The sequence below is a fragment of the Brevibacillus sedimenti genome, from assembly GCF_020923495.1.
GTDB lineage: Bacteria > Bacillota > Bacilli > Brevibacillales > Brevibacillaceae > Brevibacillus > Brevibacillus aydinogluensis.
In genome coordinates this window covers 3,014,065-3,041,030 of the sequence record NZ_CP064048.1, presented here as the reverse complement: position 1 = coordinate 3,041,030, position 26,966 = coordinate 3,014,065, and the positions used below count along the sequence as shown (strand labels likewise).

The window sequence follows — 26,966 nt, the reverse complement described above, 5'->3', positions numbered from 1 at the left end:
CTCCGTTTTACTTCCAATCAGGATACAGGTCGATGCGGCGATCGCGCCAGGTGGTGACGGAGCCTTTTTCCCGCACGTCGTACAGGAGCTGCAGATCCAGGTCGGCGGTGACGATCATGTCGTGGTTGATCTCCCCTTCTGCCAGGACGCCGCGCGGCGGGAACGGCACGTCGTTGGGCGTCAGCACGGCCGCTTGCCCAAAGTTGGCCCGCATGAAATCGACCGTAGGCAGCGAGCCGACAGTGCCCGTGACGACTACGTACACCTGGTTTTCAATGGTGCGCGCATGGCTGGTGTAGCGGACGCGGTGGAACGCGTGCCGATCGTCGGTGCACGACGGGCAGAAGATGACGTCGGCACCGCGCGCCTTGGCCATCCGCACCAGTTCGGGAAACTCGATGTCGTAGCAAATGATCACGGCGATTTTCCCTTTGTCCGTCTCGAAAATCACCAGTCCGTCTCCTGCGCCCATGTTCCATCCCTTGATTTCCCACGGGGTGATGTGGACCTTTTTCTGACGGCCGACACGTCCGTCCGGGTAAAAAAGGAAGGCTGTGTTGTAGAGCCGGCCGTTTTCTTCAATGATGTGGGTGCCGCCGATGATGTGCATGCCATGCCGGGCGGCCAGCGTGGAGAACAGATTGACGTAGTCCTCCGTAAACGATGGGAGGGCGGTAATGGGCAGGGCGCTGCCTGTCCCGTCGCCAATTGACATCAGCTGCGTGGTGAACAGTTCCGGAAACAGCAGGAATTCCGTTTCGTACTCCTCCGCCGTTTTCACGTAGTGCTCCACCTGGCGGGCAAATTCATCAAAACTTTGTATGGTATGCAGGTGATACTGCACCGCGGAGACGCGCATCTTCATGAAGACGATTTCCTCCTCGCAATATTCGTGATAGCTAAACTATAGCAAAAAAGCGCGCCAAAGTCTTCCTGCGGCCGCACTTTTGCCGCAGGTATCCTGAATACGGAACACGGCTGTCTGTACCAGGACAGACAGCCGTATGGAGAAATGCCGATTGGCGAAACCCATGACAGCCGGCGTTCACTAACGCCTATCGGAGCGCGGCCATCCGCAAGGCGGTGCGGTACAACAGTTCAGTGCCGAGCGCGATGTCTTCGGGGAGGCATACTCCTGCGGGTTGTGACTGATGCCGTCCTTGCAGCGGACGAAAATCATCCCGTACTCGCAAGCGTAGGAAAGCGCCAAGGCGTCGTGGAACGGGCCGCTCATCAGTTCGGGCGGCGTAAGTCCCATCCGTTTGCTTTCCTCCCGCATCACTGCCTTGATCCACTCGGCGCAGTAGCGCGGCTCGCTGTTTGTGTCTTCGGTGATCGTGTACGCAAGTCCGCATTCGACCGCGGTCTGTTCGATTACCTCGCGCAGTTCCGCCTCCCGCCGGTTTCGCCGGTCAAGGTCGATATCGCGCAGGTCGATGCTGAACCTGACCCGCTCCGGGATGATGTTGCGCGAATCGGGGAAGACCTCCAGATGGCCGACGGTTCCCACCGTGGGAGCGTTCGGGTCCTGACTGGCGATCTTGTTCAGGGCGGCAATTACCTTGGCGGCCCCCACCAAGGCGTCACGTCGCATCGACATCGGCACGGAGCCGGCGTGACCGGCAAAGCCGGCAAATTCCACAGTCCACCAGAGCGGACCGGAGATGCCGGTGACAATGCCGACGGGCTGCCCCGCCTGATCCAGTACCGGCCCCTGCTCAATGTGCAGTTCCAGATACGCCCCGATTGCCCCGGCCGGATAGACGGAGTCGGCAAGCCGCTCCGGGTCACAGCCAAAGTCGATCAAGGCCTGTCTGCGCGAGATGCCGTTTTTGTCCGTCCGTTCCAACTCTTCGGCCTCCACCTGCCCGAGGATGCCGCGAGAGCCGAACAGCCCCTTTTGAAACCGGCAGCCTTCTTCATCGCAAAATGCGACCACCTCAATCGGCCGCTCTGGCTGAAATCCGTTTTCGATCATCGTCTGCACCGTCTCCAGCCCGCCGAGCACGCCGATCGTGCCGTCAAAACGGCCGCCATACGGCTGGGAGTCGATGTGCGAGCCGATCATCAGCACCGGCGCATCCGGCTGTCCTCCCTCCAGCCGCCCGATCAGGTTGCCAAAGTGGTCGATCCGCGTCGTGAGTCCCGCCTCCTCCATCCAGCGTTTGACCAGTTCCACGCCCGCCCGGTCCTCGGGGACAGCGCCAGCCGGCACACCCCCGTCTCCCCGATTTTGCCGATTTGCGCCAATGCCTCGATCCGCTGCTGCAAGCGTTCCCGGTTGATCGCAAGCGCTCCTGCCTCGGTATTCATCCCTTCATGACCTCCCTGCCCTGTTTTTGGTAGACAATCTCTCCGTCGATCATGGTGAGCTCCACTTGCAGGTCCCTGATCCGCTCCGGTGCTGCGTCGAGAATCCGCCCGTTCAAGACGACCAGATCAGCCAGTTTTCCCGCTTCGATGCTGCCTTTGATGTCCTCTTCAAAGCTGGCGTAGGCGCCGTTTACGGTAAACAGGCGAATCGCCTCCATCACCCCGATCCGCTGACGGTCCCCCACGACCCGTCCGCTTTTGCTCCTGCGGTTGACGGCGGCGTGAATGCCCAACAGCGGTGAAAAATCCGTCACCGGGCAGTCTGAACCCCCTGCCGACACGATACCGCTTTGGAAAAAGTCGCCGACGGGATACATGTGGCTGACCCGATCGCCGATGCTCCGGACGTAACCGTCGCCGTACTCGTAGAGAAAGGCGGGATTGGGAATCGGCACGACGCCAAGACGGGCCATCCGCTCGACCAAGTCGGGGGCGGAGACGCCGGCGTGCTCGATGCGGTGGCGGTGGTTGCCCCGCGGATGTTTGCGCAGCGCGTCCTCGATACAGTCGAGCAGCAGGTCAATGGCCCGGTCCCCCTGTGCATGAGCGGTAATCTGGAACCCTTTTGCATGCGCTTCTCCCAAAATCGTATGCAGCTCGTCCCGGTTGTAGTAGAGGATTCCGCAGTCGCCGGGACGGTTGTCGTACGGCTGCCGCATCGCCATCGTCGCTGCGGTGCTGGCTCCGTCCACGAACACTTTGGCGGGGCCAATCCGAAACCGCTCGTCTCCCAACCCTGTCACGACACCTGCCTCCATCATGCGGCGGACGAAGGCGTCTGACTCGTTCAACGCGCAGATCATCGCGTAGATCCGCACTTTTACGTCGCCGCTCCGCACCGCTTTCTGCATCGCCCGCAGGTTGTCCGGCCCGTATCCGCCCGCGTCGTGCACACTGGTGATGCCCGCGGCCACAAAATCGTCCGAAGCCAGGCGCAGGGCTCTCCGGTACTCTTCCTCGCTAAATGCCGCCGTTTCAAACATCTTCATGTGCGCCGTTTCCACCAATAGTCCCGTCAGCGCCCCCGTCTCGTCCCGGTCAAGCCGTCCCCCCTGCGGATCGGGCGTATGTTCGTCAAACCCGGCCAAGGCGAGCGCCCGGCTGTTGACGACGGAGTGATGGGCGCAGGTCCGCATCACGAAAATGGGATGCTCCGTCGACACCTCGTCCAGTTCCTGCCTGGTAGGGTAACGCCGTTCCTTCATCCGGTTTTCGTCAAATCCGGAGGCGCGCACCCACGATCCCGCCGGCGTCCGTTCCGCCTGCCGCTTCAACGCCTCCAGCAGGCCGTCCACCGAGTCGATGCCCGCCGCCTTGCAGTCCACCCCCAATTTGTTCGTGCCGTAGAGTGTGATGTGCAGGTGGGCGTCGATGAATCCCGGCAGGAGACTCCTGCCTTCCAGATCAATCACGCGCGTGCCCGCGTGCACATGGCGGCGCATCTCTTCGTCTCCGCCCACGGCGACGATACGGTTTCCGCTCACCGCCACCGCTTCCGCCACGCGGTTTTGCGTGTCTGCCGTCACTACCTGTCCGTTCAGAAAAACGATGTCAGCCATCTCATCCCCTCCCTTTTCCTGCCCCTAGATTGTCGGCGACTTTTCCGCCGCTGCCCGAGTCCCGGACGCTGTCAGCCGGGCGGTCAGGACATGGACCACCCCCATCACCGCCACGTTGATGAGCAGGGCAATCACGCCCACGTTGATGTCCTTGATGAAGGCCGGCAGTGATGGAAACAGTGTGCCTATCGTCACATCGGCCACCGTCACGTAGACAACCGTCAGCACGCCGCAGGCAATGCCCGCAAACGCACCGTACTTGTTGACCAGCGGACGTGCGGGCAGGCTGAACAGCAGCGCCGGAAACAACTGCGTCACCAGGCTGTATCCCATCAACAGCAGCGTGACCAGCGCCTCTCCCCCGCTCAGCGTGTAATACAGGCAGATCAGCGAGAGCACGGGCACCAGCCCTTTGGCGATGCGGCCGATCCGCTCTTCTGTGGCCGCAGGCACAAACACGTGGATCACGTTTTTCGCCAACAGGGTGGCAGCCGTCATCAGCAGCATCGACCCGGGCACCAGGGCCGTGAGCAAACCGGCCGCGCCGATCAGTCCCACCACCCAGGGGTCAAACGTCCGTATCGACAGCCGCAAAAGCGACAGGTCGCCCTCCGCTCCCTGCAGTCCGGGAACCTGCAGGATCGCGGTGAATCCAACGAAGAAGACGAACAGCAGCATCAGGGTATAAAGCGGCAGCACGACCGTGTTTTTGCGAAACACGTTTTCATTTTTGGCGGAAAACACGGAGCCGAACGTATGCGGCCACATGTAAAACCCGAACACGGTCAAGAGCACGGTGGAGACAAACCAGGAGATGCTCATCCCTTCGTCAGGGAAAATCAAGAAGCCCGGCTTGGCCGCATCCACCGCTTCAAACATCGGCTGTATCCCGCCGTAGTAGTGATAGGGCAGATACAGTCCGAGGAAGACGACCACGAAAAAGATCATGATGTCCTTGATTACCGCCGTCCAGGCGGAGCCGTGAATGCCGGAGATCATGACGTAGATGGTCACCGCCAGCACGCCGATCCAGACGGCGGCCGTCGGAGCAATCGTCCCGTACGAGGTCTCCGACACGATAATCCCGAGCCCTTTAAACTGCAGCACCAGGTATGGAATGATCGCCAGCACGCCAACCGTGGAGACAAGGATGCCGAGCATCGGACTGTTGTACTTGCTGACGAAAAAATCGGGTTGGGAAACCAGCCTGTGCTCCTTGGCGTACCGCCAGATAGGCGGCAGCAGCCAGTAGGACAGCACGTACGCAAGCGAAATGTATGCCAGCACGTAGTAGGAGGGGGCGCCTTTCGAGTACGCCCAGCCGCTGCCGCCCAGAAACGTGAATGTGGTGTAGATCTCGCCGGCAACGAGCAGGAAGATGAAGACCGATCCAAAGCCGCGCCCGCCTACCGTCCACTGCTCCATGTTCATGTCTTTTCCTCTCTGGGCGCGGATGCCGAGGAAAAGCGACAGGGCAAGAAACAGAAAAAGGATGACGAGTGCCGGATTCACAGCTTCTCCCCCTTTCTGTCGGATTGGTCCAGCTTGTTGACGGCCAACATGATAAGCGAGGTCAGCACCACCCACATGACAATCCAAAACAGCACAAAAGGCATGCCCAACACGTACGGTTCCACCCGGTTGACAAACGCCACCCCGCCCAGCATTCCAATAAACGGCAGCGCACCCAGCGCATATTTGACCTTCATTCTCATCCCCCTTTTGGTATGCGGTTTGTCCCATTGCCGGCCGGCTTGTCGGACTTGTATGCTACTATTATCGAAAGATTCACTCTTTTCCTTTGTCCCGTCAGCCAGAAAGAACCGGCGCTTTTTGTCTGCGGGACCAACGAACGACACATGCAGCGTATGGGGAGGAGTCAGATGATTACTGTGCGTGAATTGATCGAGGTGGCCGGCATGGACACCACTGATGTGTTGGCCGGGGAAGCGTTTCTGGACAAGGAACTGCACGGGGTCACGTCGTTTGATTCACCCGACGGCCATCTCTGGCTGCGACCGGGAGAATTTGTCCTGACGACCGGTTTTCCGTTTGTCGCCCAAGGGCGGGAAACCGCTTCCGGCTTGATCCAGTTGATCGACGCCCTGGCGGAACGGGGAACACCTGGGTTTGCCATCAAGCTGGGCCGGTACATCGACGCGCTCCCGGAAGCGGTGATTGACCGTGCCAATGAAAGGCAGATGCCGGTGCTTTCGTTTCCCATGGAAAAGGGCTGGTCGGATGTGATCGTGCCGGTCACCAGCTACATCAACGCCAAACAACGGCAGGAACTGGACCGGACCCACGCCATCTACGAACGGTTTCACCGCCATCTCACCAGCGGAGGGAGTGTGGAAAATCTGGCCGAACTGCTGTATCACATCCTGGAGCGGCCAATCAGTATCTACCTGCGTACCCCTCGGAAAAAGCTGGACGTACCTGCCTCTGTCACCCACGCACCGCCGCTGGAAAAGCTGCTCGGCCGGACAGGCCCGAATGCATCCGCCCGTGAGCCCCTCACGCGTTACCGGGATCGTCACCTGATTCGCTGGCTTCTGCACAACGGCGAAACACAGGGGGCCATCCTGCTGTGGGAGGTGGAACGTGACCTCCACCCGTGGGAAAAGGTGGCGATAGAACAGACAGCCGCGCTGCTTTCGCTGGAAATCGAGCGGCACCAGACGCTCGCAGCGGCCTGCCAGCGTTTTCGCAACGACTTCCTGCACTTGCTGGTCGGCGGCTGTGACGCTTCGCGCGACCTCCTCTACCGCAAAGCAGAAGAAGCCGGCTGGAGCCTGGCGGACCACTATGCTGCCGCTGTGCTGAGCGATGCCGGCGCTCCCGACATCATGCACACCTGGAGGGAGCGGGTTTCTCTATTGGAGGCGCTGCGGAGCGAGTGGGAACATATCTCCCCGTCCGTACTCTGCGGCCTGGACCGTGAGAACCGGATTCTGCTCCTGTTCCCCGCCGACGCGGGCTCGGCGGAGCCATCCCCAGAGGCCGTGGAGAGCGTTAAGCGCATCGCCCGCCGTCATACGCGCCCGCTCTGTTTGGGCATCGGACGCCTCCATCCCGGTTTGGAGGCCGTCCCGCACAGTTATCGGGAAGCGGTGATCGCGTGCCGGGCCGCCCTGAACGCCGTCTCGAATGCCTCCGCCGACGGCCAATCAGCGCCGTTGGTCGTGCGATGGTTTGCCCGGCTGGGCCTGGAACGGGTGCTGTTTGCAGCGAGCCCCGAACAGGAAGCCAGGCGCCTGGCCGATGAATGTCTGAACAGTCTGAACCGCTACGACCGGGAGCGGAACGGACAGCTCGTTCGCACTTTGCGCGCGTTTTTGGAGGCCGATGGCAATCACGCGGTGGCGGCGGAAAAACTGTTCGTGCACAAAAACACCGTCAAGTACCGGCTGCATCTGATCCGCGAGCTGACCGGCCTGCAGCCGGAATGCGGCCGGGACCAGCTTCTGTTTCGCATCGCGCTGACCGTGCACAGCGCTGGATGAGGAATTCTTTAGCCGGGAGACAGACAAAAAAAGCCCCTGCTCCTCACAAAGGAAGAGCCGGGGGCATAGGGGGAAAACGACCGGCCTTACGCGTAATGTTCTTCGCGCAGCCGCTTGATCTCTTCGCTTTCCAGGTATTCATCGTAGGTCATCAACTTGTCGATGACGCCTTTCGGTGTGATTTCGATAATGCGGTTGGCGATCGTCTGCACGAACTGGTGGTCGTGGGAGACGAACAAAATCGTGCCTTCGAAGTCGATCAGCCCGTTGTTCAGCGCCGTAATCGACTCCAGGTCCAGGTGGTTGGTCGGTTCGTCCAGAATCAGCACGTTGGCGCCGGAGAGCATCATTTTCGCAAGCATGCAGCGCACCTTTTCGCCGCCGGAGAGGACGTTTGCCTTTTTCAGCGATTCGTCGCCGGAGAAGAGCATCCGGCCGAGGTAGCTGCGGATAAATGTCTCGTCCTGTTCTTTGGAATACTGACGCAGCCAATCGACCAGGGTCAGGTCGGTATTGAAATACTCGGAGTTGTCCTTTGGGAAATACGCCCGGGACGTGGTGACTCCCCACTCAAACGTGCCGCTGTCCGGCTCGACTTCGCCCATCAAAATGCGGAACAGCGTGGTTTTGGCCAGCTCGTTGGGGCCGACAAAGGCCACTTTGTCCCCTTTGTTGATCGTCAGCGTCAGGTTTTCGAACAGCTTTTCGCCGTCGACCGTCTTGCTCAAGCCCTCAATCGCCAGCAGGTTCTTGCCCGCTTCCCGATCGGGCTTGAAATTGATAAACGGATAGCGGCGGTTGGACGGTTTGATGTCCTCCAGCGTGATCTTCTCCAGCAGCTTCTTGCGGGAGGTCGCCTGCCTCGACTTGGAGGCGTTGGCGCTGAACCGGGCGATGAACTCCTGCAGTTCCTTGATTTTCTCTTCCTTCTTTTTGTTCTGTTCCTTGGCCATCTTCAGCGCCAGTTGGCTGGATTCGTACCAGAAATCGTAGTTGCCCACGTACAGCTGGATTTTGCCAAAGTCGATGTCGGCGATGTGCGTGCACACCTTGTTCAGGAAGTGACGGTCGTGGGAGACGACGATGACCGTGTTTTCGTAGTCAGCCAGGAAGTTTTCCAGCCAGCGGATCGATTCGATGTCCAGGTGGTTGGTCGGCTCGTCAAGGAGCAGAATGTGCGGGTTGCCGAAAAGCGCCTGGGCGAGCAGCACGCGCACTTTTTCGTTACCGGTGAGATCTTTCATCTTTTTGTCGTGCAGCTCGGCCGGGATGCCCAGCCCGGTGAGCAGTTCAGCGGCGTCAGCTTCGGCCATCCAGCCGTTCAGCTCCTCAAACTCCGCTTCCAGTTGGGACGCGCGCATGCCGTCCTCCTCGCTGAAGTCCGGCTTCATGTAGAGCGCGTTTTTCTCTTCCATGATTTCATAGAGGCGCTTGTGCCCCATGATGACGGTTTTCAGCACCTCGTATTCGTCGAACTCGAAGTGGTTCTGTTTCAGCACGGCGATCCGTTCGCCGGGCGTCACCGAAACGTGTCCGCTGGTCGGCTCGATTTCTCCGGCGAGAATTTTTAAAAACGTGGACTTCCCGGCGCCGTTTGCGCCGATCAGGCCGTAGCAGTTGCCGGGTGTAAACTTGATAGAGACGTCTTCAAACAGGACGCGCTTGCCGTAACGCAGCGTCACGTTATGTGTGCTAATCATCGCAATACCTGCCTTTTTCCAATCGTTCAAACATTTATCTTAGCAGAACCTGTTCTGTTTTGCAAAAAGGCAAGTCGATCGGGCGTCGCGACTTCGCCGGCTGAAACAGCAGACGCAGCGGACAGCGGCACGTTCCCTTCCTACGCTGATAGAACAACGGCATCGCGGGCACACTACCGATACAGCTCATGCCAATCGCGGAAAGGGGTGGAAACAGATGTCCAAGCATAACGGAGTCAAAAACGAACAAGGCGACAAGGAAAATCCGTCGCAAACCCGGTCCTCTACTACGATCGGTAAAGAAGAAACGCGCTCCAAACAGCGCGGGGAATAACGGTCATAAAAAACCGGTCCGCACCGCAGACCGGTTTTTTCATGTTCTTCTCCTAACCGTTTGCCCGCAGAGCCAGCGCGGAGGCAGCCGGCAGCGCCGCCTGGACAAACCGGTTCTCCGGCTCCACGTAGACATACACGTTGCGCAGCGTAATGTACAGGGTGTCGCCCGTCTGGACGTTCAGCTCGGCAAATTGCTGCAGGGTCACTTCCGCTTCCAACGTCTCCTGGGTATCCAGCCGCTTCAGCTCCAGCCTCATGAGCGACCCCAACGCGTAGATGTGCCGCACCTCGGCAGCCAGGCTCTGCGCGTGCTGCGGCGTCCGGCTGAGCTCCACATCGTGCGGACGGACGTAGCCGACGGCTGGAAGTTCCTCGGATTGATTGGACCATTCCGCCGTAAACTCCGCATTCCCCAGGGTCACTTTGCCGCCGCGGATACGCCCCTGAAACAGGTTGACCCTGCCGAGGAAGCCGTAGACGAACGGATTGGCCGGTTGGTGGTATACCTCCTGCGACGAGCCGGTTTGCTCCACCCGCCCTTCGTTCATCACCACCACACTGTCGGCCAGCTCCAGCGCCTCTTCCTGATCGTGTGTAACAAACACGATCGTCAGCTTCAGCTTTTCGTGCAGGCGGCGAAGCCAGCGGCGCAAATCCTGCCGTACTTTGGCGTCCAGCGCCCCAAACGGTTCGTCCAGCAGGAGATACTTCGGCTCGACAGCCAACGCCCTGGCCAGCGCGACCCGCTGCCGCTGTCCGCCGGAAAGCTGGGACGGATAGCGGTGGGCCAATCCCTCAAGCTGAACCAGGCGCAAGAGTTCATGGACCCGTTCGCGTATCTCTTCTTTTGACGGCCGGAACTTGCGCGGGCGGACGGTCAGGCCGAACGCGACGTTGTCAAAAATGGTCATGTGCCGAAACAGCGCGTAATGCTGGAAGACAAACCCGACGCGGCGCTCTCTCACGTCGCGATGCGTGTTGTCCTCCCCGTTGAAGTAAATTTGCCCTCGGTCCGGCGACTCCAGACCGGCAATCAACCTGAGCAGCGTCGTCTTGCCCGAGCCGGACGGCCCCAGCAGCGCGACCAGCTTGCCCTCGGGAATTTCCAGGCTGACGTCTTTGACGGCCGTAAACGACCCGTATGATTTGGTGATGTTGACCACTTTTATGCTCATCAGCTAGCCTCTCCCATCGCATGAAACTGAGGTGCCTCCGCCTGCTCTTGCCGCTCTGTCTTCCATTCGATGACGCTTTTTACCACCAGCGTCACCAGTGCCAGGGCGGCCAGCAGCGTGGCGACGGCAAACGCGGCGACAAAGTTGTACTCGTTGTACAGAATCTCCACATGCAAGGGCAGGGTGTTGGTCTGACCGCGAATGTGGCCGGAGACGACTGACACGGCGCCAAACTCTCCCATCGCCCGGGCGTTACAGAGAATCACACCGTATAACAGCCCCCACTTGACGTTGGGCAGCGTGATGCGGAAAAACGTCTGCCAACCGTTTGCCCCCAGCGACAGCGCAGCCTCCTCCTCGTCCTTCCCCTGCGCCTCCATGACCGGGATCAGCTCACGGGCGACGAATGGAAAGGTGACGAACGTGGTCGCCAACACAATCCCCGGCACGGCGAAGATGATTTTCAGATTGTGCGCCTCCAACCAGGGGCCAAACAACCCCTGACTGCCGAACAGCAGTACGAAAATCAATCCGGAGATGACCGGCGAGACGGCAAATGGCAGGTCGATCAGCGTCAGCAGCACGTTTTTTCCGCGGAAGGAAAACTTGGCGATCGCCCACGCCGCTGCCACCCCGAACACGACGTTGAGCGGGACGCTGATTGCCGCCGTCAGCAGGGTGAGCTTGACAGCGGCGAGCGTATCCGGATCGCGCACCGCTTCGAGAAACACGTCCACCCCCTGGCGGAAGGCCTGGGAAAAGACCGCGATCAAGGGAACGATCAGAAACAATCCCAAAAAGACAAGGGCAGTGCCGATCAACAGCCAGCGCACGACAACAGGTTCCGTCTGTTTGGTCAAAGGTTATCCCTCCGATCGGGCAGCGTTCAGTTTATTCGTCTTCCACTGCAGGTAATTGATCACCAGCAGCATCACAAATGAAGCGACCAACATGACAGAGGCGATGGCCGTTGCCCCCGTGTAGTCGAACTGCTCCAGCTTGGTCATGATCAACAGCGGCACGATCTCGGTCTTCAGCGGCATGTTTCCGGAAATAAACACGACGGAGCCGTATTCACCCAGTGCTCGCGCAAACGCCAGCGCGAATCCCGTAACCACCGCCGGAAGCAGATGAGGCAGTATCACGCGGGTAAACGTCTGCCACCGCGTCGCTCCCAGTGTCGCCGCGGCTTCTTCCACTTGTCTGTCCAAGTCTTGCAGGACCGGCTGGACGGTTCGGACCACGAACGGCAGTCCGATAAATGTCAGTGCCACCAAAATGCCCAGCGGTGTATAGGCGATTTTAATCCCCAAGACGGCAAACCACTGACCGATCCAGCCGGTTTCCGCATAAATGGTGGCCAGCGCGATCCCCGCCACGGCGGTGGGCAGGGCGAACGGCAGGTCGACGATCCCGTCAATCACCCGCTTCCCCGGAAACTGGTACCGTGCCAGCACCCAGGCCACGAGCACGCCAAACACCGCATTCAGGCACGCCGCGAAAAAGGAGGTCAGGAAACTGACCTGAAACGACGCGATCACCCGCCGATTCATCACCGTGTCGACAAACTGGTCCCACGTCATGCTGGAGGTCTTCAGGAACAGGACCGAGAGCGGGATCAGCACCAGCAGGCTCAAGTAAATCACGGTATAGCCCATGGTCAGACCAAATCCGGGCAAGACCCCTCTGGTTCGCTTAGATTTGTTCATGGATGGCACTCCCTACAACAACAAAATCGAGATAATCAAGGTTGGTAAATCTGGTCAAACACGCCTCCGTCCGCAAAATGGGTCTTCTGGGCGTTCTCCCAGCCGCCGAACACTTCGTCGATGGTGAACAGCTCAATGTCGGGAAACTTGTCTTGATTTGCCTTTCTCACTTCTTCGGAACGGGGACGGTAGTAATGCTTGGCGGCCAACTCCTGCCCCTCTTTGCTGTAGAGGAACTGGAGATACGCTTCGGCAACCTCACGCGTGTTGTGTTTGTCGACGTTTTTGTCCACCACCGCGACGGGCGGTTCCGCCAGGATGCTGACAGACGGATTGACGATTTCAAATTTGTCCTTGCCCAGCTCGTTGATCGCCAGGTAGGCTTCGTTTTCCCAGGCGAGCAGCACGTCGCCGATGCCCCGTTCCACAAAGGTGGTGGTGGCGCCGCGCGCGCCGGAGTCGAGCACCGGTACGTTTTTCAACAGGGCGGTGACAAACTCCCTGGCTTTCGTTTCGTCGCCGTTATGTTTCTTCAGCGCATATCCCCAGGCGGCAAGATAATTCCAACGGGCGCCGCCCGATGTTTTGGGATTGGGGGTGATGACAGAGATGCCCGGCTTCACCAGATCGTCCCAATCCTTGATTTGTTTCGGGTTGCCCTTGCGCACCAGGAAGACGATCGTGGATGTGTACGGCGAGCTGTTGTCCGGCAGGCGTTTCTGCCATTCAGCGGGCAGCAGGCCGTATTGGGCGATGGCGTCGATGTCATAGGCCAGAGCCAGCGTCACGACATCCGCCTCCAGACCGTCGATGACGGAGCGGGACTGCTTCCCCGATCCCCCGTGAGACTGCTTGATAGTAACGATCTGTCCCGTTTTCTCGTTCCAATACTTTGCAAAGTGTTCATTGATATCCTGATACAATTCACGGGTCGGGTCGTAGGAGACGTTGAGAAGCTCGACACCCGTACCGGAACCAGTCTGCTCTCCACCCGACGCCCCGCCACAGCCGGCCAGACTGAACGCCAGGACGATTGGCAGCAGTGATTTGTAAAACGGTCGGCGAACATGTTTCGAATGGTCCATGCCTGTTACTCCCCCAGATAAAGTCATAGTAATTTAATCGGAATTATATGTATTGTATTTCCGCTTTTTTCTCCCTGTCAACCCTTTTTTCCCCCATAATCCAGTCGGGCACCAGTGACGTCAATTTACCCTATGCGTCCAGCATGGGCAGCGTTCGTCTCGGCACGCGAAAAAAATACGACACCCTCTGTATGGGTGCCGCAAAGATGCAGACAAGGTCCGCTGCGCTAGGTGATGGGGCCGCGAACAGCCGATGCAGTCTGTCCGTTTACGCTTGTCCTGCCGACAGTCTCGATTCAAATGCCGCGCGCCAACTGTCAGACAGTTCCTTTACCGCCAGTATCCGCTCGATGGCGGCGCGGTTGCCCTTGTCGTGATACCTGATCCGGTTGACAAAGGCGACGCTTACCTCTGCATGCTGCCGCTCAAGCAGGCGAAACGGCATGTCCGTCCCGATCAGGCCCGGCTGCAGCACGCGGAAGTAAAAGCCGCTGAATCCGGTCTGCTGCACGAGATCTACCAGATCGGTCCGTCCGTACCTGACGTTTAGTTTGAAACAGGGACGGCGCGGCTGGCTCACCTGCACCACCGCCTCCCCCAATTGAAAGATGTCCCCGATGCAGACCGCTTCTTCTGTCAGCCCGCGAACCGTGATGTTTTCCCCGAATGCAGCGGGAATCAAGGGCTGTTTCAGCACGTTTTCCCAATGCGGATAATGATCGGCGCTGTAGACACAGAGGGCCTTGTCGGGGCCGCCGTGGTAGCGCAGGTCAGCCTGCCCGTCACCCTCCAACTGCGTCCAGTCCAGATAGACGGGACCATTTACCGGCTGTTTGAATATGCCGGTGCTCAGCTCCTTGCCCTGATAGGTGACAGACTGCGGCTTTCCTGCATTGACGGATACCACTTCCACAAAGACCACCTCCCTTCCATTTTCTGCTCATTGTACCACAGAGGCCATCCCTCTGAGTGTAAAATAGGAATCCAATAAAAACACCCTTGACCCTGTCATGACAGACAGGCGGTCAAGGGTGTTACTGCTTGGGAATCGGTCCGGAAGACTTACTGGACACCGCTGCTGCCAAACCCGCCAGCGCCGCGCTCCGTCTCATCAAGCTCGTCCACGACTTCAAACTGTGCCAATGGGACGAGGGCCAGCACGCCCTGGGCGATGCGGTCGCCTTTGCGGATCAGATAGGTGTGGCTGTCTACTTCCCGGTCGACTTTCACCGTTTTTTCACTGACGTCCAGGCAGGTATCGCCGATTTCGCCGGACGGCATGCGGGTGTTGTCCATCAGCACGCACACTTCCCCCCGGTATCCGGCGTCTACGGTACCAGGTGCATTGCTGATGCGCAGTTTTGTCTTGGCGCTGATGCCGGAACGAGGCCGCACCTGCAGTTCGTAACCATCCGGCAGGGCAAAGGCAAGCCCTGTGGGGATCTTTGCCGTCTGCCCAGGCGGTATCAAGACATCCTCCACTGCCACCAGGTCGAAGCCGGCGTCAAACGCCCGTGCATAGCGGGGAATGACGGCGTCTTGGTGCAGCAGTTTGATTTTCACCGGTGCAACCAGCCGTTGATTGATTGCGATTGTGCTCATAACAGGTCTCTCCTTGTAGATGGATACGTGTTTTACCTACCATTACAGATCGCTGCATGCAAAGCCGCTCGATGTGGTGCAAAAGATTGCTTTAGAAGTCGATCTGCATCACTCCCGCACCTTGGCGGCACACAGGTATGTAATCCGGTTCCGCTCGCGCACCATCCAGAGAAAAAACGGACTGGCGAGATGTCGTGAACCATTTTCATAGTGTACAGGATGCCGCTATCCCTCGCAAGCAAGCGGATCATATTTTCGGACACTTTTCCAGTGTGCTTGTCAGCAAAGCGTCAGAAGAATTACAATCAAATGGTGAGTTGAGAATAATCTGGAAGGAGTGGGGTCGTGATCCAGTTTTCCAGCCGTCTGCTCACCGCCCTGTCCGCCGCTGACAGACAGATGTTGGTGGAGACGGCCAACCGCGCTTTTCCCCACTGCGACCAAACCGCCTACCTGGCGGAGCGCTTTCCCCTGTATGACGCAGTGCTGATGGCCCATGACGAAACCGGACTGGCCTCTTTTCAATTGATACAGCGGTTTCAGACAGACCACGGCCGGTTTGTCTACCTGGGCCCCTTGTTCTCCCTGCGGAAGGCCTATCTGCCGATGCTGCTTCATTTCTTCCGCAGCGCAATGGACACCTGGCCGGACGAGCCGCTTCACTTCATGGCCGAACTGCAGAATCCCGCCCTGCTGCTCGTCTGCAAAACCCTGTTTCAGCGGTCGTACCCGCTGCTTCACACCCGCGAAATTCCCCCGACCGTTCGGCAAACGGCACAGGCATTCGTCGAACGGATTGGGCATATCGACGGGTTTAGGCCGGACAACCTCACTTCGCGCAGCAGCCATACCCTGTACCGCCCGGCGGTTGGCTGCGATTCAGTGATGAGCTGGCTGCACGCCAGGGGCGTACGGATGGACCAAGGAGACAGCCAGATCCTGCTGCTCATCTGCCCCGCCGATGCTTCATCCCGCTCCCGGCTCATGCAGGAGTTGGAACGCGGCCGGCTGATGCTCGCGCACTGGGAGCGGTTTCGTCCGGTGATGCTACGAAAATTTAAGGAGGGCGCTGCCCGTGACTGACCTGTATTTTGCACAGATTCGCGAAGACAGCATGGTGGAACGAACGCTTGCGGACCGGTACCGTCCGAAAACGGTCGCCGTCATCGGTTCCGGGGGGTGTACGGCGTTTTCCCTGCTGCGCGACGATGTGCAGACGATTTACGCGATCGATTTCAACCCCGCTCAGGCCGCGCTGATTGAATTGAAAAAAGCGGCCATCGGGACCATGAGCCGCGAGGAATACCTGGCGTTCGCGGGAGAGACGGACGGAGCAAGAGAGTCGGACGGATCGGATCGGCAGGAAACGTACCGCCGCCTGGCGCCGCTGCTTCCCGATTACGCCCGCACTTTTTGGGACAGTCATCCGCACCTGCTGGCGCTCGGCGTGAACCAGTGCGGCGCGACGGAGCGTTTCTACCGGTTCATCAGCCAAAATATTCGCTTCAACCTCTACGGCGACGAGGTCTGGCAGGAACTGCTTTCCTGCCGCACCTTGGACGAGCAGGCCGCCTTTCGCGAGCGCTACCTGAACACAGACGCCTGGCACACAGCCGTGCGTCTTTTGCTGAGCAAAACCACCCACCTGCAGTTCTTCCCTGCCCACATGTTTGCCCAGGCCAGGGAACAGGACTTTGGCGCATTTTTTGAGGCGATGTTCAATAGAGAGCTGGAGCGACGGTTGATTGGCGACAACTATTTTTTCACCCAGCTCATGTTTGGAACGTACCTGCTCGACAGACCGGAAGGAGCTCCCCACTACCTGAGCGAGGAAGGCTATGCCTCGGCGAAGCGCAACCTTTACAAACTGCGGGTGCTGCCGCTCTCCCTGCAGCAGGCACTGCCACAAATGCAGGGCATCGACGCCTTTTTCCTCTCCAATGTATTCGACTGGTCGGACGAAGCACAGCGTGCGGCGATTTGCGCCGCCGTGCTTGAAGCCAAAAGCAGGGAAGCGGTCCTGCTGTACCGCAACATGCTGTCCGCTCCTCCCCTTCCAGAGGCATTTTGCGAGCAGCTGGCAGTGGACGAAGCGTGTTCCCGTGAGATGACCGTCCTCGATCGGTCGATGATGTACCAGCGCATTACCGTGGGTGTGCTGAAATGAATTACTCGACATCCCCATTGACGAGGGAGCACAACGACGCACTGCTGGCCCTGGCCCATGCAACGGATACGGGCAGCGACCTGTTTGTCGTAGATCGCTCGCCTGATTTTTTCCGGCTGGGCGAAAGCTGGGGGGAATCTCGATACACGGGGCTGTGGCGCGGCAGCCGTCTGATCGGCTGCTTCGGGGTGACGAAGCAGGTCCGCTTTCTGAACGGCCAGGCAGAGCCCGTATTCTACCTGCACGATGTCAGGATTCATCCTGATTTTACCGGCACGCGCGCCTTTCAGCGGCTGGCGGGTCATGCTGCGGAGAGTCTGGGCCAAGTGTGCCGCTGGGTGTTTGCCGTCGTCCTGGACAGCAACCGGCACCGCTCGCCGCTGACACGGGCAAACAGCTTGTTCCCGGAAGCGGTCCCCATCGGCCGTATCGTCCACCTTGGCGTGCCGCTGTTCTGGCCGATGGACGGAGACTGGCGTCGTGTCACTCCGATTGACGGCGAGGAAGCGTGGTCCTGTTACGAGCGCTGGTCAGCGGACACTGCGTTTGCGTACGCCGACCGCGACCGTTTTTTGCGCCGGGATGGCTGGTTTTTGGGCCTGCATGATGGCGGCAAACTGCGCGCCGTCTGCAAAGTCATCGACCAATCATCGGAGCGCCGGCTGGTCGTCACCCGTATGCTCCCCCTTCCACTGCGCCTGATCCATGCAGCCTGTCGGTGGCGCGGGATCGCAGCCCTGCCTGGTCCCGGAGCGCCGTTTCTGCACGCCTACCTCGCCTATTACGCCAGCGCGGACGGAGAAGACAGGCGACGGACGTTTTTCGCCTATCTGGCCCGCTTTCACCGGCAGGCGTACCCTTATGTCTTTACCGGCGTCTCCACGCAGCTGGCGGAGAGGTATCGACACCCGTTGTTTATCAAGCTGCGCTCCACCGCCTACGCTTACGGAGATGTCCCGTCCGGCCTGGCGCTGGGCGCCTATGAACTCACCTTGCTGTAGGAGGTATTCTATGACAAATGCATATACGGAAGTAAAGCAGCTGGCCGAGCAGCTCTTTGCCCGGCACCAGGTGGAGCGGCATCCGCTGTTTCTCGCGCTGCACGACCGATCGTTTTCCCCGGCGCAGGCCAAGGAAGCGGCCTTGCAAATCTATCACGTCGTGGAGCATTTCCCCCGTTTTTTGTCCGCCATCCTGACCAATCTGCCTGACTACCGGCTGCGCATGCCGCTGGTGGACAACCTGTATGAAGAGCACGGCCGGATGAATGAAGCACATGTGCACCTGGAGACGTACAAGCGCTTTTTGCGCGGCATCGGCGTGACAGACGCCGAACGGGACGTGAGCCGTCCGATCATTCCCGTACTGGCGTACAACCGCGCCATCACCGATCTTTGCCTGCATTACCCGTTCCCGGAAGGGCTGGCCGCCCTGGGTGTGATCGAAGAGATCGTGGCCCGCGTCTCTCCGCTCGTCGGCGCCTACGCAGCCTCCGCGTACGGCAATGCGGCTGATTTGGCCCATTTTACCGATCACGAAATCCTGGACGTGACGCATGCCAACGAAATCTACGAAGTGGTCGCCCAGGTGTATTCCGGCGACAACAAGCCGCTGGTGGAACACGGCATGCAGTTGGGCATGTACTACCACACCCGGCTGTATACGGACATTTTGGACCATGTGCAGTCGTTTGCGGCTCACTTGTAACCGGCGGACATCAAATGGTCACATCCTTCCTGACATTTTTTTCGGCATTTATCAACGCAATGTGATATAATCACTGTTGCGTCAAAAATTCAATAAGAATAAAGGAAGGGTGAATTGTACCTTGCAAGTACAAAAGCCGTATCGTGTGCTGCTTTACTACAAGTACGTCCAGCTTGACGACTACGAGGAATACGCGGCGGAACACCTCAAGTTCTGTAAAGAGATTGGGCTGAAAGGACGTATCATCGTCGCACCGGAGGGCCTGAACGGCACGGTGTCCGGCACCATCGAACAGACCGACGCGTACATGGAATTCGTTCGCAAGGATCCGCGTTTTGCGGACATCTGGTTTAAAATAGATGAAGCAGACGGACATGCGTTCAAGAAAATGTTTGTTCGCCCGAAAAAAGAGTTGGTCACCTGGCGTCTGGAAGACGATTTCAGTCCGACCGAGCTGACGGGTAAGTACCTGACGCCGAAAGAATTCTATGAAATGATGCAGCAGGACGATGTGGTCATCATCGACGGCCGCAACGATTACGAGTACGAACTGGGTCACTTCCGCGGCGCCATTAAGCCGGACGTCCGCGCTTCCCGCGAGTTTCCGAAGTGGATCCGCGAGAATCTGAGCCAGTTCAAGGACAAGAAGGTGCTCACCTACTGCACCGGCGGCATCCGCTGCGAAAAGCTGACCGGTATCCTGCTGAAGGAAGGCTTCAAGGATGTGTACCAACTGCACGGCGGCATCGTCACCTACGGCAAAGACCCCGAGGTGAAAGGGCGCCTGTGGGACGGTAAATGCTACGTCTTTGACGAGCGCATTTCCGTGAAGATCAACCACACCGAGGAAGACGTTGTCATCGGCCGCTGCTACTACTGCGGCAAACCGGAAGACCGCTACGTCAACTGCGCCAACCCGTTCTGCAACAAGCAGCACTTCTGCTGCCCGGAATGCGAAGTGAAATACAAGCGTTCCTGCTCCGACGAATGCCGCGAACATCCGCGCAACCGCTACGTGGAAGAGGAAAACGCCAAGCTGCAAGCAGTCGGCTCTCAGGCGTAAACAGGCAAACAAGCTGATCTCGTGAATGAGATCAGCTTGTTTTTTTGCCTATGAGAGCATCTGGCTGCGCTGCCGTTCCTCCCCCATCCTGACAAGTAAAGGTTCGCTATTGTTCAAGGGCAGCGTAACGGTAAAGGCCGCCCCTTCCCCCGGTTTGCTCGTCACGCTGATGGTACCGTGATGCATGTCGACTATTTTCTTCACGATGGACAGACCGAGCCCGCTGCCGCCGCTGGAGCGATTGCGCGATTTGTCCGCCTTAAAAAAGCGTTCGAACAAATGCGGCAGATCCTCCTCCGCGATGCCGATGCCGGTGTCGGCAACGCACACGATCACATGCTGCCCGTCCTGCTCCAAACGGACGGAGATGCTCCCGCCGTGCGGGGTAAATTTCACGCTGTTGTGCAGCAGATTGACCCACACCTGACTCATCAGTTCTTCATCGGCGACGACGTACACTTCCTCCAGGGACACGTCCATGTCGATCGCTTTGTCCGCCCACTGCGGTTCGCAGGCGAGGATCACTTGCCGCAATTGCCGGTCCAGGCGGTAGCGCTTCGGCTCAAACGGATGATGGTCCGACTCCAGTGACGTGAGCTTCAGCAGGTTGTCGCTCAGCTTCGACAAGCGTTGGCATTCCGTCTCAATGATGCTGAGATAATGCAGGCGCTCCTCCCGGCTGAGCCGCTCGTTTTGCAGCGCCCGGGCAAACCCGCTGATCGAGGTGAGCGGCGACTGGATCTCGTGGGAGACGTTGGAAATGAACTCCTGACGCATTTTCTCCATTTGACTCAGCTCGACGGCCATATGGTTGATGCTCTCGACAAGCTGTCCGAGCGGATGGTGTTCGTCCGCCTTGACCTGCAGGTTGACGTTGAAATCCCCCTTGGCGATTCGACGCAAGGCATCGTACAGTGACTGCCACAACATTCTTTGTTTGGAGCGGATCAAGATGCCGATGGAAGCCATCAAAATGCCCGCCAGCACATAGCCGAGCATCACGGTGATGAGCTGCCTGACGTAATCGGGCATCTGCCTGGTCAGCCCGCCGGCGTACTGCGACATCAGGAAATAGACGGCCGACCAGCAGGCAGTAAAAAATCCCACCACAAACACGATGCCCGCTGCGTGGCGCAGGATTCTTTTTCCTTTCATGAGCGAACCTCCAATCGGTAACCAAGCCCGCGGATGGTGCGGATCCGAAACGAGTGCCGCTCTTCCGGAAAACGCTCGCGCAGGCGCTTGATGTGCACGTCGACCGTCCGCTCATCCCCTTCGTAATCGTATCCCCAGATCTGCTCGATCAACTCCTCGCGGGAAAAGGTCTTTCCTGGGTAACTGGCCAGTTTGAATAACAGTTCAAACTCCTTCAAGGGCAGAGTCAGCTGCTTGTCCCCCACCTGCACTTCGTAGGTCTTGCGGTCAAGCAGCAGTTCGCCGATCTGCACCCGCTGCGACACGGCGATCCGGTATCGTCTCAGCAGCGCTTTTACCCTGGCGACCAGTTCCAGCGGTTCAAATGGCTTGACCAGGTAGTCGTCCGTGCCCAATTGGAAGCCTTTGATTTTCTGCGACGTTTCTCCTTTGGCGGTCAGCATGAGCATCGGGGTGTCGTAAAGTTCCCGCAGTTCACGGCACAGCTGCCACCCGTCCATGTTGGGCATCATGATGTCCAGTATCACCAGATCCGCCCGGGTTGTTTCCAGGAGCGCAAGCGCTTCCCTGCCATCGGCGGCCTCCAGGACGGAAAATCCTTCCTCCCGCAGAAAAACGCCGACCAGCTCCCGAATATGGGGATCGTCATCTACAACCAGTATGGTGGCCATGCTCCTCATCCCTTCCCCGCCTGGATTTGCGCCGCGGTCTGCTGATCGATCCGCAGCTGTTGGCTGGCAAATTCGCGATACATCGCATGAGTGGTGAACAGTTCCTCATGCGTTCCCCGGCCGGTGATCCTGCCTTTTTCCAGAAAGATGATGTGATCCGCGTCCATGACGGTGGACAGGCGGTGGGCAATCACCAGCGTCGTCCGCCCCTTCATCAGATTTTGCAGCGCTTTTTGCACCTCGATCTCCGATTTGCTGTCCAGGCTGGATGTAGCTTCATCCAGCATGAGGATGCGCGGATTGCGCAGCAGCGCCCGGGCGATGGCGATGCGCTGACGCTGGCCGCCGGACAATTTGACACCTCTTTCTCCCACCTGGGTGTCGTACTGGTCCGGCATCTCCTCGATAAAGTGATCAGCGTAAGCCATGCGTGCGGCGCGACGTAGTTCTTCCTCGCTGACCTCCCGTTCCATACCGTAACAGATGTTCTCCCGGATGGTTCCGGCAATGATCGGGCTCTCCTGGGAGACGTATCCGATCTGGCTCCGCCACGAATGGAGAGAAAACGCGTCGATCGGGTCCTGGCCCAGCCTGATCGTCCCCCCGTCGGCCGGTAGTAACGTTCTATCAGCGAGAACAGCGTCGTTTTCCCGCTGCCGCTGGGCCCCACGATCGCCGTGACGCGCCCCGGCTCAATCGTGAAGCTGACGTCGTCCAGTACCGGTTCGCCCGCCTTGTAGGCAAAGCTCACATGCTCCAGGGTGATAGGCTGATGCGGGTCGGTGACCTCACGTCCGGCCGTCAGGTCTTCTTCTGCCGCTTCCAGCGTGGTAATGATTCGCTCGGTTGCTCCCCTCGTCTTTTGCAGATTGGTTACAAACATGGACAATTGGCTCATCGGGATGACGATTTGAAAGAGATACAGGATAAACGCGACCAGATCGCCTGCCGTGAGCGCTCCGGACGACACCCGCATGCCGCCGTACCCGAGAATGAGCACCAGCAGCGTCATCATGACGAGGGAAATAAACGGGGAGATCAGTGCGTGCACCGTCCCCTCTTTGATGCCGAGGGAAAGCAGATTGGTAATGCCCCGTTTGCCGTTTTGGTACTCGATCGCTTCCGCGTTTGATGCCTTCACCAGTCGAATCTCCGACAACACCTGGTTCAAGGTCGCGGAAAATGCTGCGGTCTCATCCTGCATCCCGCGGGAAATTTTGTGCATCGTCCTTCCCAGCGGCTTCAGGACCAGAATCGTCAGCGGAACGGCAGTCAGCATCAGCAGTGTCATTTTCCAGTCCAGAAAAAGCAGGATCGTTACCGAGCCGACGATGGAGATCGCACCGGTAAAAAAGTTGGTCAAGTGGTCCGTAATCAGTCCCTTGATGACCGCTGTGTCATTCGTCATCCTGCTGATCGTCTCGCCGGTCTGGTGGTCGTCGTAATAGGAAACCGGCAGAACGAGCAGCTTTTTCCACAAGCGGTCCCGCAGACCGGCCACCACGCCCTGACCGATCCGGTTGAGCAGGTAAATCGACAGTCCGCCGGCGAGCGATTGGGCGAGAAAGGCAACCGTCAGCACGGCCACCTGCCCCTTGTCCAGCGACGCCAGCGAAAAGCTGTTGACGAGGTCTTTCGTGAACAGCGGAACGAACAGGCCCACGACGGTGGAAGCTACACTCAGGAACAGCGCGATGGCCAGCGGCAGTGCAGGAGGTTTCGTCTGTCTGATCAGATTGAGAAATGGGCGCCAGCCACCCGATTGTTGCTTCGACATGTTCTCCATCTCCTTTTGTAAAAACGTTTGCCGTGATCCTTACAACGCTTGGGGGACCGCCTGCACGGCCGGGTCCCTCACCAGACCGCCTCGCGGTTTCCTGTCTGTCATACGTGTTCACTCCTTTTCCACTCTTATGGCCGTGAACAGGATACAACACGTATATGAACGGAATGTGAACGACGCGGGCTCAACGCACAAGACTGCATGACCGGATGGCAGGTGTCGCCGCCACAGTCAGCTCTCCGCCAATCAGGCCGAAAACTCCGGTGTTCGTCTAAAAGTACGAACAAACCGGAGTTTTCTTACGCCAGTTTTATCGTTTTTTTCAATGTTCTTCGCCCGGACGATTGCGCTGATTCCAGCACGTTTCTCGCTTCGCGCATCCGCTCGAGCGCGAGCAGCCGGTCTAACGGAATGGGGCGGCGCATGTCCTGGGAACGTCGGGCGCATTCGCCCCCGTTTACAGCGTGGTCTGGGACGTCTCCGCTTTGTTCAGCTGTTCTTTGAACACGTCACCCAGCACCCCGATATCCACTTCCCATTTGTTCTCTTTGTAATACACCGTCGCCTTGGAGTCGCCTTTTTTCCCAATGATCCGGATGCTGGAAGTCTTCACTTCGTAGCTGCCGTCGTCATGAAACGTAATATCCGCGTCCTTCAATTCCGCCTCCAGAATCGGGACGACTGTCTTCTGCACCGCATCCTGCGTGGTCTGCACGGCTGTGCGTCCCATATCGATTACCTGCTCCGGGCTGAAATGAAAGACCAGCACGAGAATGACGCCGATCACTGCCATCACGGCGAACAGCCGAAACAGGCTCCGCATGATCCATTGAAAGGCGGCGACCACCACAATCAAACATATGACGATGGGCCAATAATCTTTGACGAGGTTGAGCAGCGAATCCACATCCATCACTCCTTTTATACCCATTCTGACCCAAACGGGGCCGTACCTAACCATGCCTCAGGTTCCAGTTGCATACTGCCAGAAGCTATTCCTATTATGAATGGTTGTAAATGGTCCGGTCAAATGGCACGGCACGTTCCGTTATGGACGATCGTGTGAAAACTGCTCCTTCCCGGCTGCTGTTTGTGCACAACCCGCCCATCCATGGTATCATGGTGTACTGTACGAACAGCATGATGGACAAGGAGAGTAACATGAACAGATTTCGTGCGTTTTTCAAGAACAAGTTTGTATTGGTTTGCATCGCGCTCGTTGCCTTCATGTATGTAAACAATACATCGCTGCTGGCCGAGAAGCGGACAGGCTCCCCCTGCTGTTGGCTCATCGGGGATTGGCGCAGACGTTCAGCATGGAAGGCATCACCAATGACACCTGTACAGCCGCGCGCATCTTCAAGCCGGAGCATCCTTACCTGGAGAACACGATTCCGTCCATGGAAGCTGCCGTCAAGGCGGGAGCCGATATCATCGAGTTTGATATCCATCCGACAACGGACGGACAATTCGCCGTCTTCCACGATTGGACGCTGGATTGCAGAACCAATGGAAAAGGAGTTACCCGAGAACACACCCTGGATGAATTGAAAAAGCTGGACATCGGCTACGGCTATACGTATGACAACGGGAAAACGTATCCGTTTCGCGGTAAAGGCGTGGGCATGATGCCTTCACTCGATGAAGTGCTCGCTCATTTTCCCGAGCAGTCCTTTTTGATTCACGTGAAAAGCAACGACCCGGAAGAAGGCAAACAACTGGCCCGGTACTTGTCCGCACTGCCGGAAACGCGCCTGAAAAAGCTAGCGGTATATGGTGGAGATCAGCCGATCGAAGCGCTGCGCGAAGAGCTTCCACAGGTGCGCGTCATGTCCGTCGCGACGATGAAGAGCTGTTTACTCCCGTATATCGCCGTGGGATGGACCGGGTATGTCCCGGAGGCGTGCGCCAATACGCAGCTGCACATTCCGGAAAAGATCGCCCCCTGGCTGTGGGGCTGGCCTGACAAGTTCCTCAATCGGATGGATGCCCGCAACACCCGAACCATTTTGGTAGCGGGCGGCGGAGATTTCTCCGAAGGTTTTGATACGGTGGAAGACCTGACACGTTTGCCTGCCAACTACACCGGCGGCATCTGGACCAACCGCATCGATAAAATCGCACCTGTGTTCAAGACGCAATAGCAACCCTGCCGGAGATTGTTTGCATGAATAAGGGGCTGTCCCGAACCTGTTCGGGAAGCCCCTTTTTTCTTCGTACAAGATGTGACTGTTTGTAAAGCCCCGCTGTCACAGCGCCGCTTGTGACGACTGCCGCTCGTCTCCGGGGTGCTGCCGGATGAGGTACAGGGCGTATTGAATCGGTTTGCGGATCGCTTCTCGGTACACCTGAGGCATACCCAGTTCGCGGAAGATTTCACGCCCTGGCTTGGGATTTACCTCGATCAGCCAGGCACGGCCGTCAACGTCGATGCCGATGTCCAATCCCAGTTCGATCATCCGGCCGAAGTGCTGTTCTATCGTCTCTGCCGTCTGGTAGGCCAACTGCTCGCAATCCGTGATGATCTCCTGCGCCCGCTGTTCGCCAAACCGTGAGCGCAATAACGTCTCGACGGGTACGGCTTTGCCGCCGCCGTGCAAGTTGGCTGTGGCGCTCTTCTCCCCGCCGACGCGCATGCCCGCGCCGGTGATGCTCCAGCGGCCGTTGCCGTCTTTTTGGATCAGCAGGCGCATGTCCACTGACCGTTTCGGCACCAGATCGAGACGAAGCCCTTGCTGAATAATCATCTTCTCGGTTTTCCACCGGTCGATCCAGCGCAGCAGGGCCGGAATGCGTCTGATCAGTGCAGACACTTTCGCCCGATCCTTGTTGCGCGCCAGAAGGCGGTACCCTTCCGCCGTCTTCTCCAGCCGGACAATTCCCCTGCCGCCGGTGCCGTTCAGCGGCTTCAGGTAGAGCAGCCGATGACGCGCCAGCATGCTGCGCAGATGCTTGTGGTTGTACAGCATCGCCTCGGGCAGCCAGCGGTGCATCCGCTCATCCCGCCGCAGGACCTCGTGCACTTTCCACTTGTTGGCCAGCCGGCTGTTGGCGTACCGAAAGCCATTTGTCCGGCGAAACGTGACGTACTGCCGAAACGCCGCCGTCGGCTTGTAGCGGTAGCGGTCGATCACCACGTCGGGACGGGGAAACACGCGGGCCTTCCAGCTTCGCCCATCCGGGACAAAACCGCGCACCTGCCTGCCGGACGGCGACACGTCCTGCGGCGCAAACAAAAAAACCGTACCGCCCAGCGCCCGGCCTGCCCGGATCAGCCGGCGAAAGTAGGCCGGCTCGGCAAATCGTTTTCCCTCCCGCCAGGTCAGGATGCCGATCACGGGTCGTCTCATCACACCACCCTCTTTCGATCCCTTC

At 58.5% G+C, this 26,966-nt stretch carries 21 protein-coding genes and 3 pseudogenes; 7 read left to right on the top strand and 17 right to left on the bottom strand.

What is annotated here, in order from left to right; translation table 11 throughout:
• Positions 1 to 7: 7 nt before the first annotated feature.
• From IRT44_RS14950 to IRT44_RS14930, 5 genes and pseudogenes are all read right to left on the bottom strand, one after another.
• Positions 8 to 865, bottom strand: coding sequence for a carbon-nitrogen hydrolase family protein (locus tag IRT44_RS14950; protein ID WP_230076911.1), 858 nt, complete (start codon positions 863 to 865; stop codon positions 8 to 10).
• 190 nt (positions 866 to 1,055) lie between these two features.
• Positions 1,056 to 2,313 (bottom strand): annotated as a pseudogene (locus IRT44_RS14945) (M20 family metallo-hydrolase).
• Entirely contained in the window at positions 2,310 to 3,932 is a 1,623-nt protein-coding gene (locus IRT44_RS14940) for an amidohydrolase (protein WP_230076910.1), read from the bottom strand. Before IRT44_RS14940 ends, IRT44_RS14945 begins: the two are co-directional and overlap by 4 nt.
• Before the next feature lie 24 nt (positions 3,933 to 3,956).
• Positions 3,957 to 5,444: a sodium:solute symporter family protein gene (locus IRT44_RS14935; RefSeq protein ID WP_171564893.1), complete on the bottom strand. Its 1,488-nt coding sequence runs from the start codon at positions 5,442 to 5,444 to the stop codon at positions 3,957 to 3,959.
• Entirely contained in the window at positions 5,441 to 5,641 is a 201-nt protein-coding gene (locus tag IRT44_RS14930) for a DUF3311 domain-containing protein (protein WP_171564894.1), read from the bottom strand. Before IRT44_RS14930 ends, IRT44_RS14935 begins: the two co-directional genes overlap by 4 nt.
• Positions 5,642 to 5,815: 174 nt before the next feature.
• Between IRT44_RS14930 and IRT44_RS14925 the strand changes: the two genes are divergently transcribed.
• A complete protein-coding gene (locus tag IRT44_RS14925) occupies positions 5,816 to 7,438 on the top strand; it encodes a PucR family transcriptional regulator (RefSeq protein ID WP_171564895.1) in 1,623 nt (540 codons plus the stop codon).
• 86 nt (positions 7,439 to 7,524) lie between these two features.
• Here IRT44_RS14925 and IRT44_RS14920 read toward each other — a convergent pair whose 3' ends face one another.
• The 7 genes from IRT44_RS14920 to IRT44_RS14890 all read right to left on the bottom strand — a co-directional run bounded on the left by IRT44_RS14920 (position 7,525) and on the right by IRT44_RS14890 (position 15,045).
• Entirely contained in the window at positions 7,525 to 9,138 is a 1,614-nt protein-coding gene (locus IRT44_RS14920; protein WP_171564896.1) for an ABC-F family ATP-binding cassette domain-containing protein, read from the bottom strand.
• Positions 9,139 to 9,524: 386 nt separating this feature from the next.
• Positions 9,525 to 10,649 (bottom strand): sulfate/molybdate ABC transporter ATP-binding protein, encoded by a 1,125-nt coding sequence (locus IRT44_RS14915; RefSeq protein WP_171564897.1) that lies wholly within the window; start codon positions 10,647 to 10,649, stop codon positions 9,525 to 9,527.
• Positions 10,649 to 11,509: a sulfate ABC transporter permease subunit CysW gene (gene cysW, locus IRT44_RS14910; RefSeq protein WP_171564898.1), complete on the bottom strand. Its 861-nt coding sequence runs from the start codon at positions 11,507 to 11,509 to the stop codon at positions 10,649 to 10,651. Before cysW ends, IRT44_RS14915 begins: the two co-directional genes overlap by 1 nt.
• Positions 11,510 to 11,512: 3 nt before the next feature.
• Positions 11,513 to 12,358, bottom strand: coding sequence for a sulfate ABC transporter permease subunit CysT (gene cysT / locus IRT44_RS14905; RefSeq protein WP_171564899.1), 846 nt, complete (start codon positions 12,356 to 12,358; stop codon positions 11,513 to 11,515).
• A gap of 35 nt (positions 12,359 to 12,393) precedes the next feature.
• Positions 12,394 to 13,443 carry a sulfate ABC transporter substrate-binding protein gene (locus IRT44_RS14900; RefSeq protein ID WP_212131988.1) on the bottom strand — a complete coding sequence of 350 codons (1,050 nt, stop codon included), beginning with the start codon at positions 13,441 to 13,443 and terminating at the stop codon, positions 12,394 to 12,396.
• Between the two features lie 268 nt (positions 13,444 to 13,711).
• Positions 13,712 to 14,356 (bottom strand): MOSC domain-containing protein, encoded by a 645-nt coding sequence (locus tag IRT44_RS14895; RefSeq protein ID WP_171564901.1) that lies wholly within the window; start codon positions 14,354 to 14,356, stop codon positions 13,712 to 13,714.
• A gap of 149 nt (positions 14,357 to 14,505) precedes the next feature.
• Complete coding sequence (locus IRT44_RS14890; RefSeq protein WP_171564902.1) at positions 14,506 to 15,045, bottom strand: dUTP diphosphatase; 540 nt, start codon at positions 15,043 to 15,045, stop codon at positions 14,506 to 14,508.
• A gap of 345 nt (positions 15,046 to 15,390) precedes the next feature.
• Between IRT44_RS14890 and IRT44_RS14885 the strand changes: the two genes are divergently transcribed.
• From IRT44_RS14885 to IRT44_RS14865, 5 genes are all read left to right on the top strand, one after another.
• Complete coding sequence (locus IRT44_RS14885; RefSeq protein WP_230076909.1) at positions 15,391 to 16,128, top strand: hypothetical protein; 738 nt, start codon at positions 15,391 to 15,393, stop codon at positions 16,126 to 16,128.
• A complete protein-coding gene (locus IRT44_RS14880; protein ID WP_230076908.1) occupies positions 16,121 to 17,212 on the top strand; it encodes a DUF3419 family protein in 1,092 nt (363 codons plus the stop codon). Before IRT44_RS14885 ends, IRT44_RS14880 begins: the two co-directional genes overlap by 8 nt.
• A complete protein-coding gene (locus IRT44_RS14875) occupies positions 17,209 to 18,213 on the top strand; it encodes a hypothetical protein (protein ID WP_230076907.1) in 1,005 nt (334 codons plus the stop codon). Before IRT44_RS14880 ends, IRT44_RS14875 begins: the two co-directional genes overlap by 4 nt.
• A gap of 10 nt (positions 18,214 to 18,223) precedes the next feature.
• The gene (locus IRT44_RS14870) at positions 18,224 to 18,919 is read left to right on the top strand and encodes an iron-containing redox enzyme family protein (protein ID WP_230076906.1); all 696 of its coding nucleotides are present in this window, start codon (positions 18,224 to 18,226) and stop codon (positions 18,917 to 18,919) included.
• A gap of 121 nt (positions 18,920 to 19,040) precedes the next feature.
• A complete protein-coding gene (locus tag IRT44_RS14865) occupies positions 19,041 to 19,982 on the top strand; it encodes an oxygen-dependent tRNA uridine(34) hydroxylase TrhO (RefSeq protein WP_230076905.1) in 942 nt (313 codons plus the stop codon).
• A gap of 48 nt (positions 19,983 to 20,030) precedes the next feature.
• On the opposite strand, the gene IRT44_RS14860 is transcribed toward IRT44_RS14865, so the two are convergent.
• The 4 genes and pseudogenes from IRT44_RS14860 to IRT44_RS14845 all read right to left on the bottom strand — a co-directional run bounded on the left by IRT44_RS14860 (position 20,031) and on the right by IRT44_RS14845 (position 24,504).
• A complete protein-coding gene (locus tag IRT44_RS14860; protein ID WP_230076904.1) occupies positions 20,031 to 21,137 on the bottom strand; it encodes a sensor histidine kinase in 1,107 nt (368 codons plus the stop codon).
• Entirely contained in the window at positions 21,134 to 21,808 is a 675-nt protein-coding gene (locus IRT44_RS14855) for a response regulator transcription factor (protein ID WP_212131990.1), read from the bottom strand. Before IRT44_RS14855 ends, IRT44_RS14860 begins: the two co-directional genes overlap by 4 nt.
• A gap of 5 nt (positions 21,809 to 21,813) precedes the next feature.
• Positions 21,814 to 23,594: pseudogene (locus IRT44_RS14850) on the bottom strand (ABC transporter ATP-binding protein).
• 454 nt (positions 23,595 to 24,048) lie between these two features.
• Complete coding sequence (locus tag IRT44_RS14845) at positions 24,049 to 24,504, bottom strand: hypothetical protein (RefSeq protein WP_216369304.1); 456 nt, start codon at positions 24,502 to 24,504, stop codon at positions 24,049 to 24,051.
• A gap of 248 nt (positions 24,505 to 24,752) precedes the next feature.
• On the opposite strand from IRT44_RS14845, the pseudogene IRT44_RS14840 reads away from it, so the two are divergent.
• Positions 24,753 to 25,735 (top strand): annotated as a pseudogene (locus IRT44_RS14840) (glycerophosphodiester phosphodiesterase family protein).
• A 105-nt stretch (positions 25,736 to 25,840) separates the two neighbouring features.
• Here IRT44_RS14840 and IRT44_RS14835 read toward each other — a convergent pair.
• Positions 25,841 to 26,941: a YheC/YheD family endospore coat-associated protein gene (locus tag IRT44_RS14835; protein WP_171564913.1), complete on the bottom strand. Its 1,101-nt coding sequence runs from the start codon at positions 26,939 to 26,941 to the stop codon at positions 25,841 to 25,843.
• Positions 26,942 to 26,966: the final 25 nt, after the last annotated feature.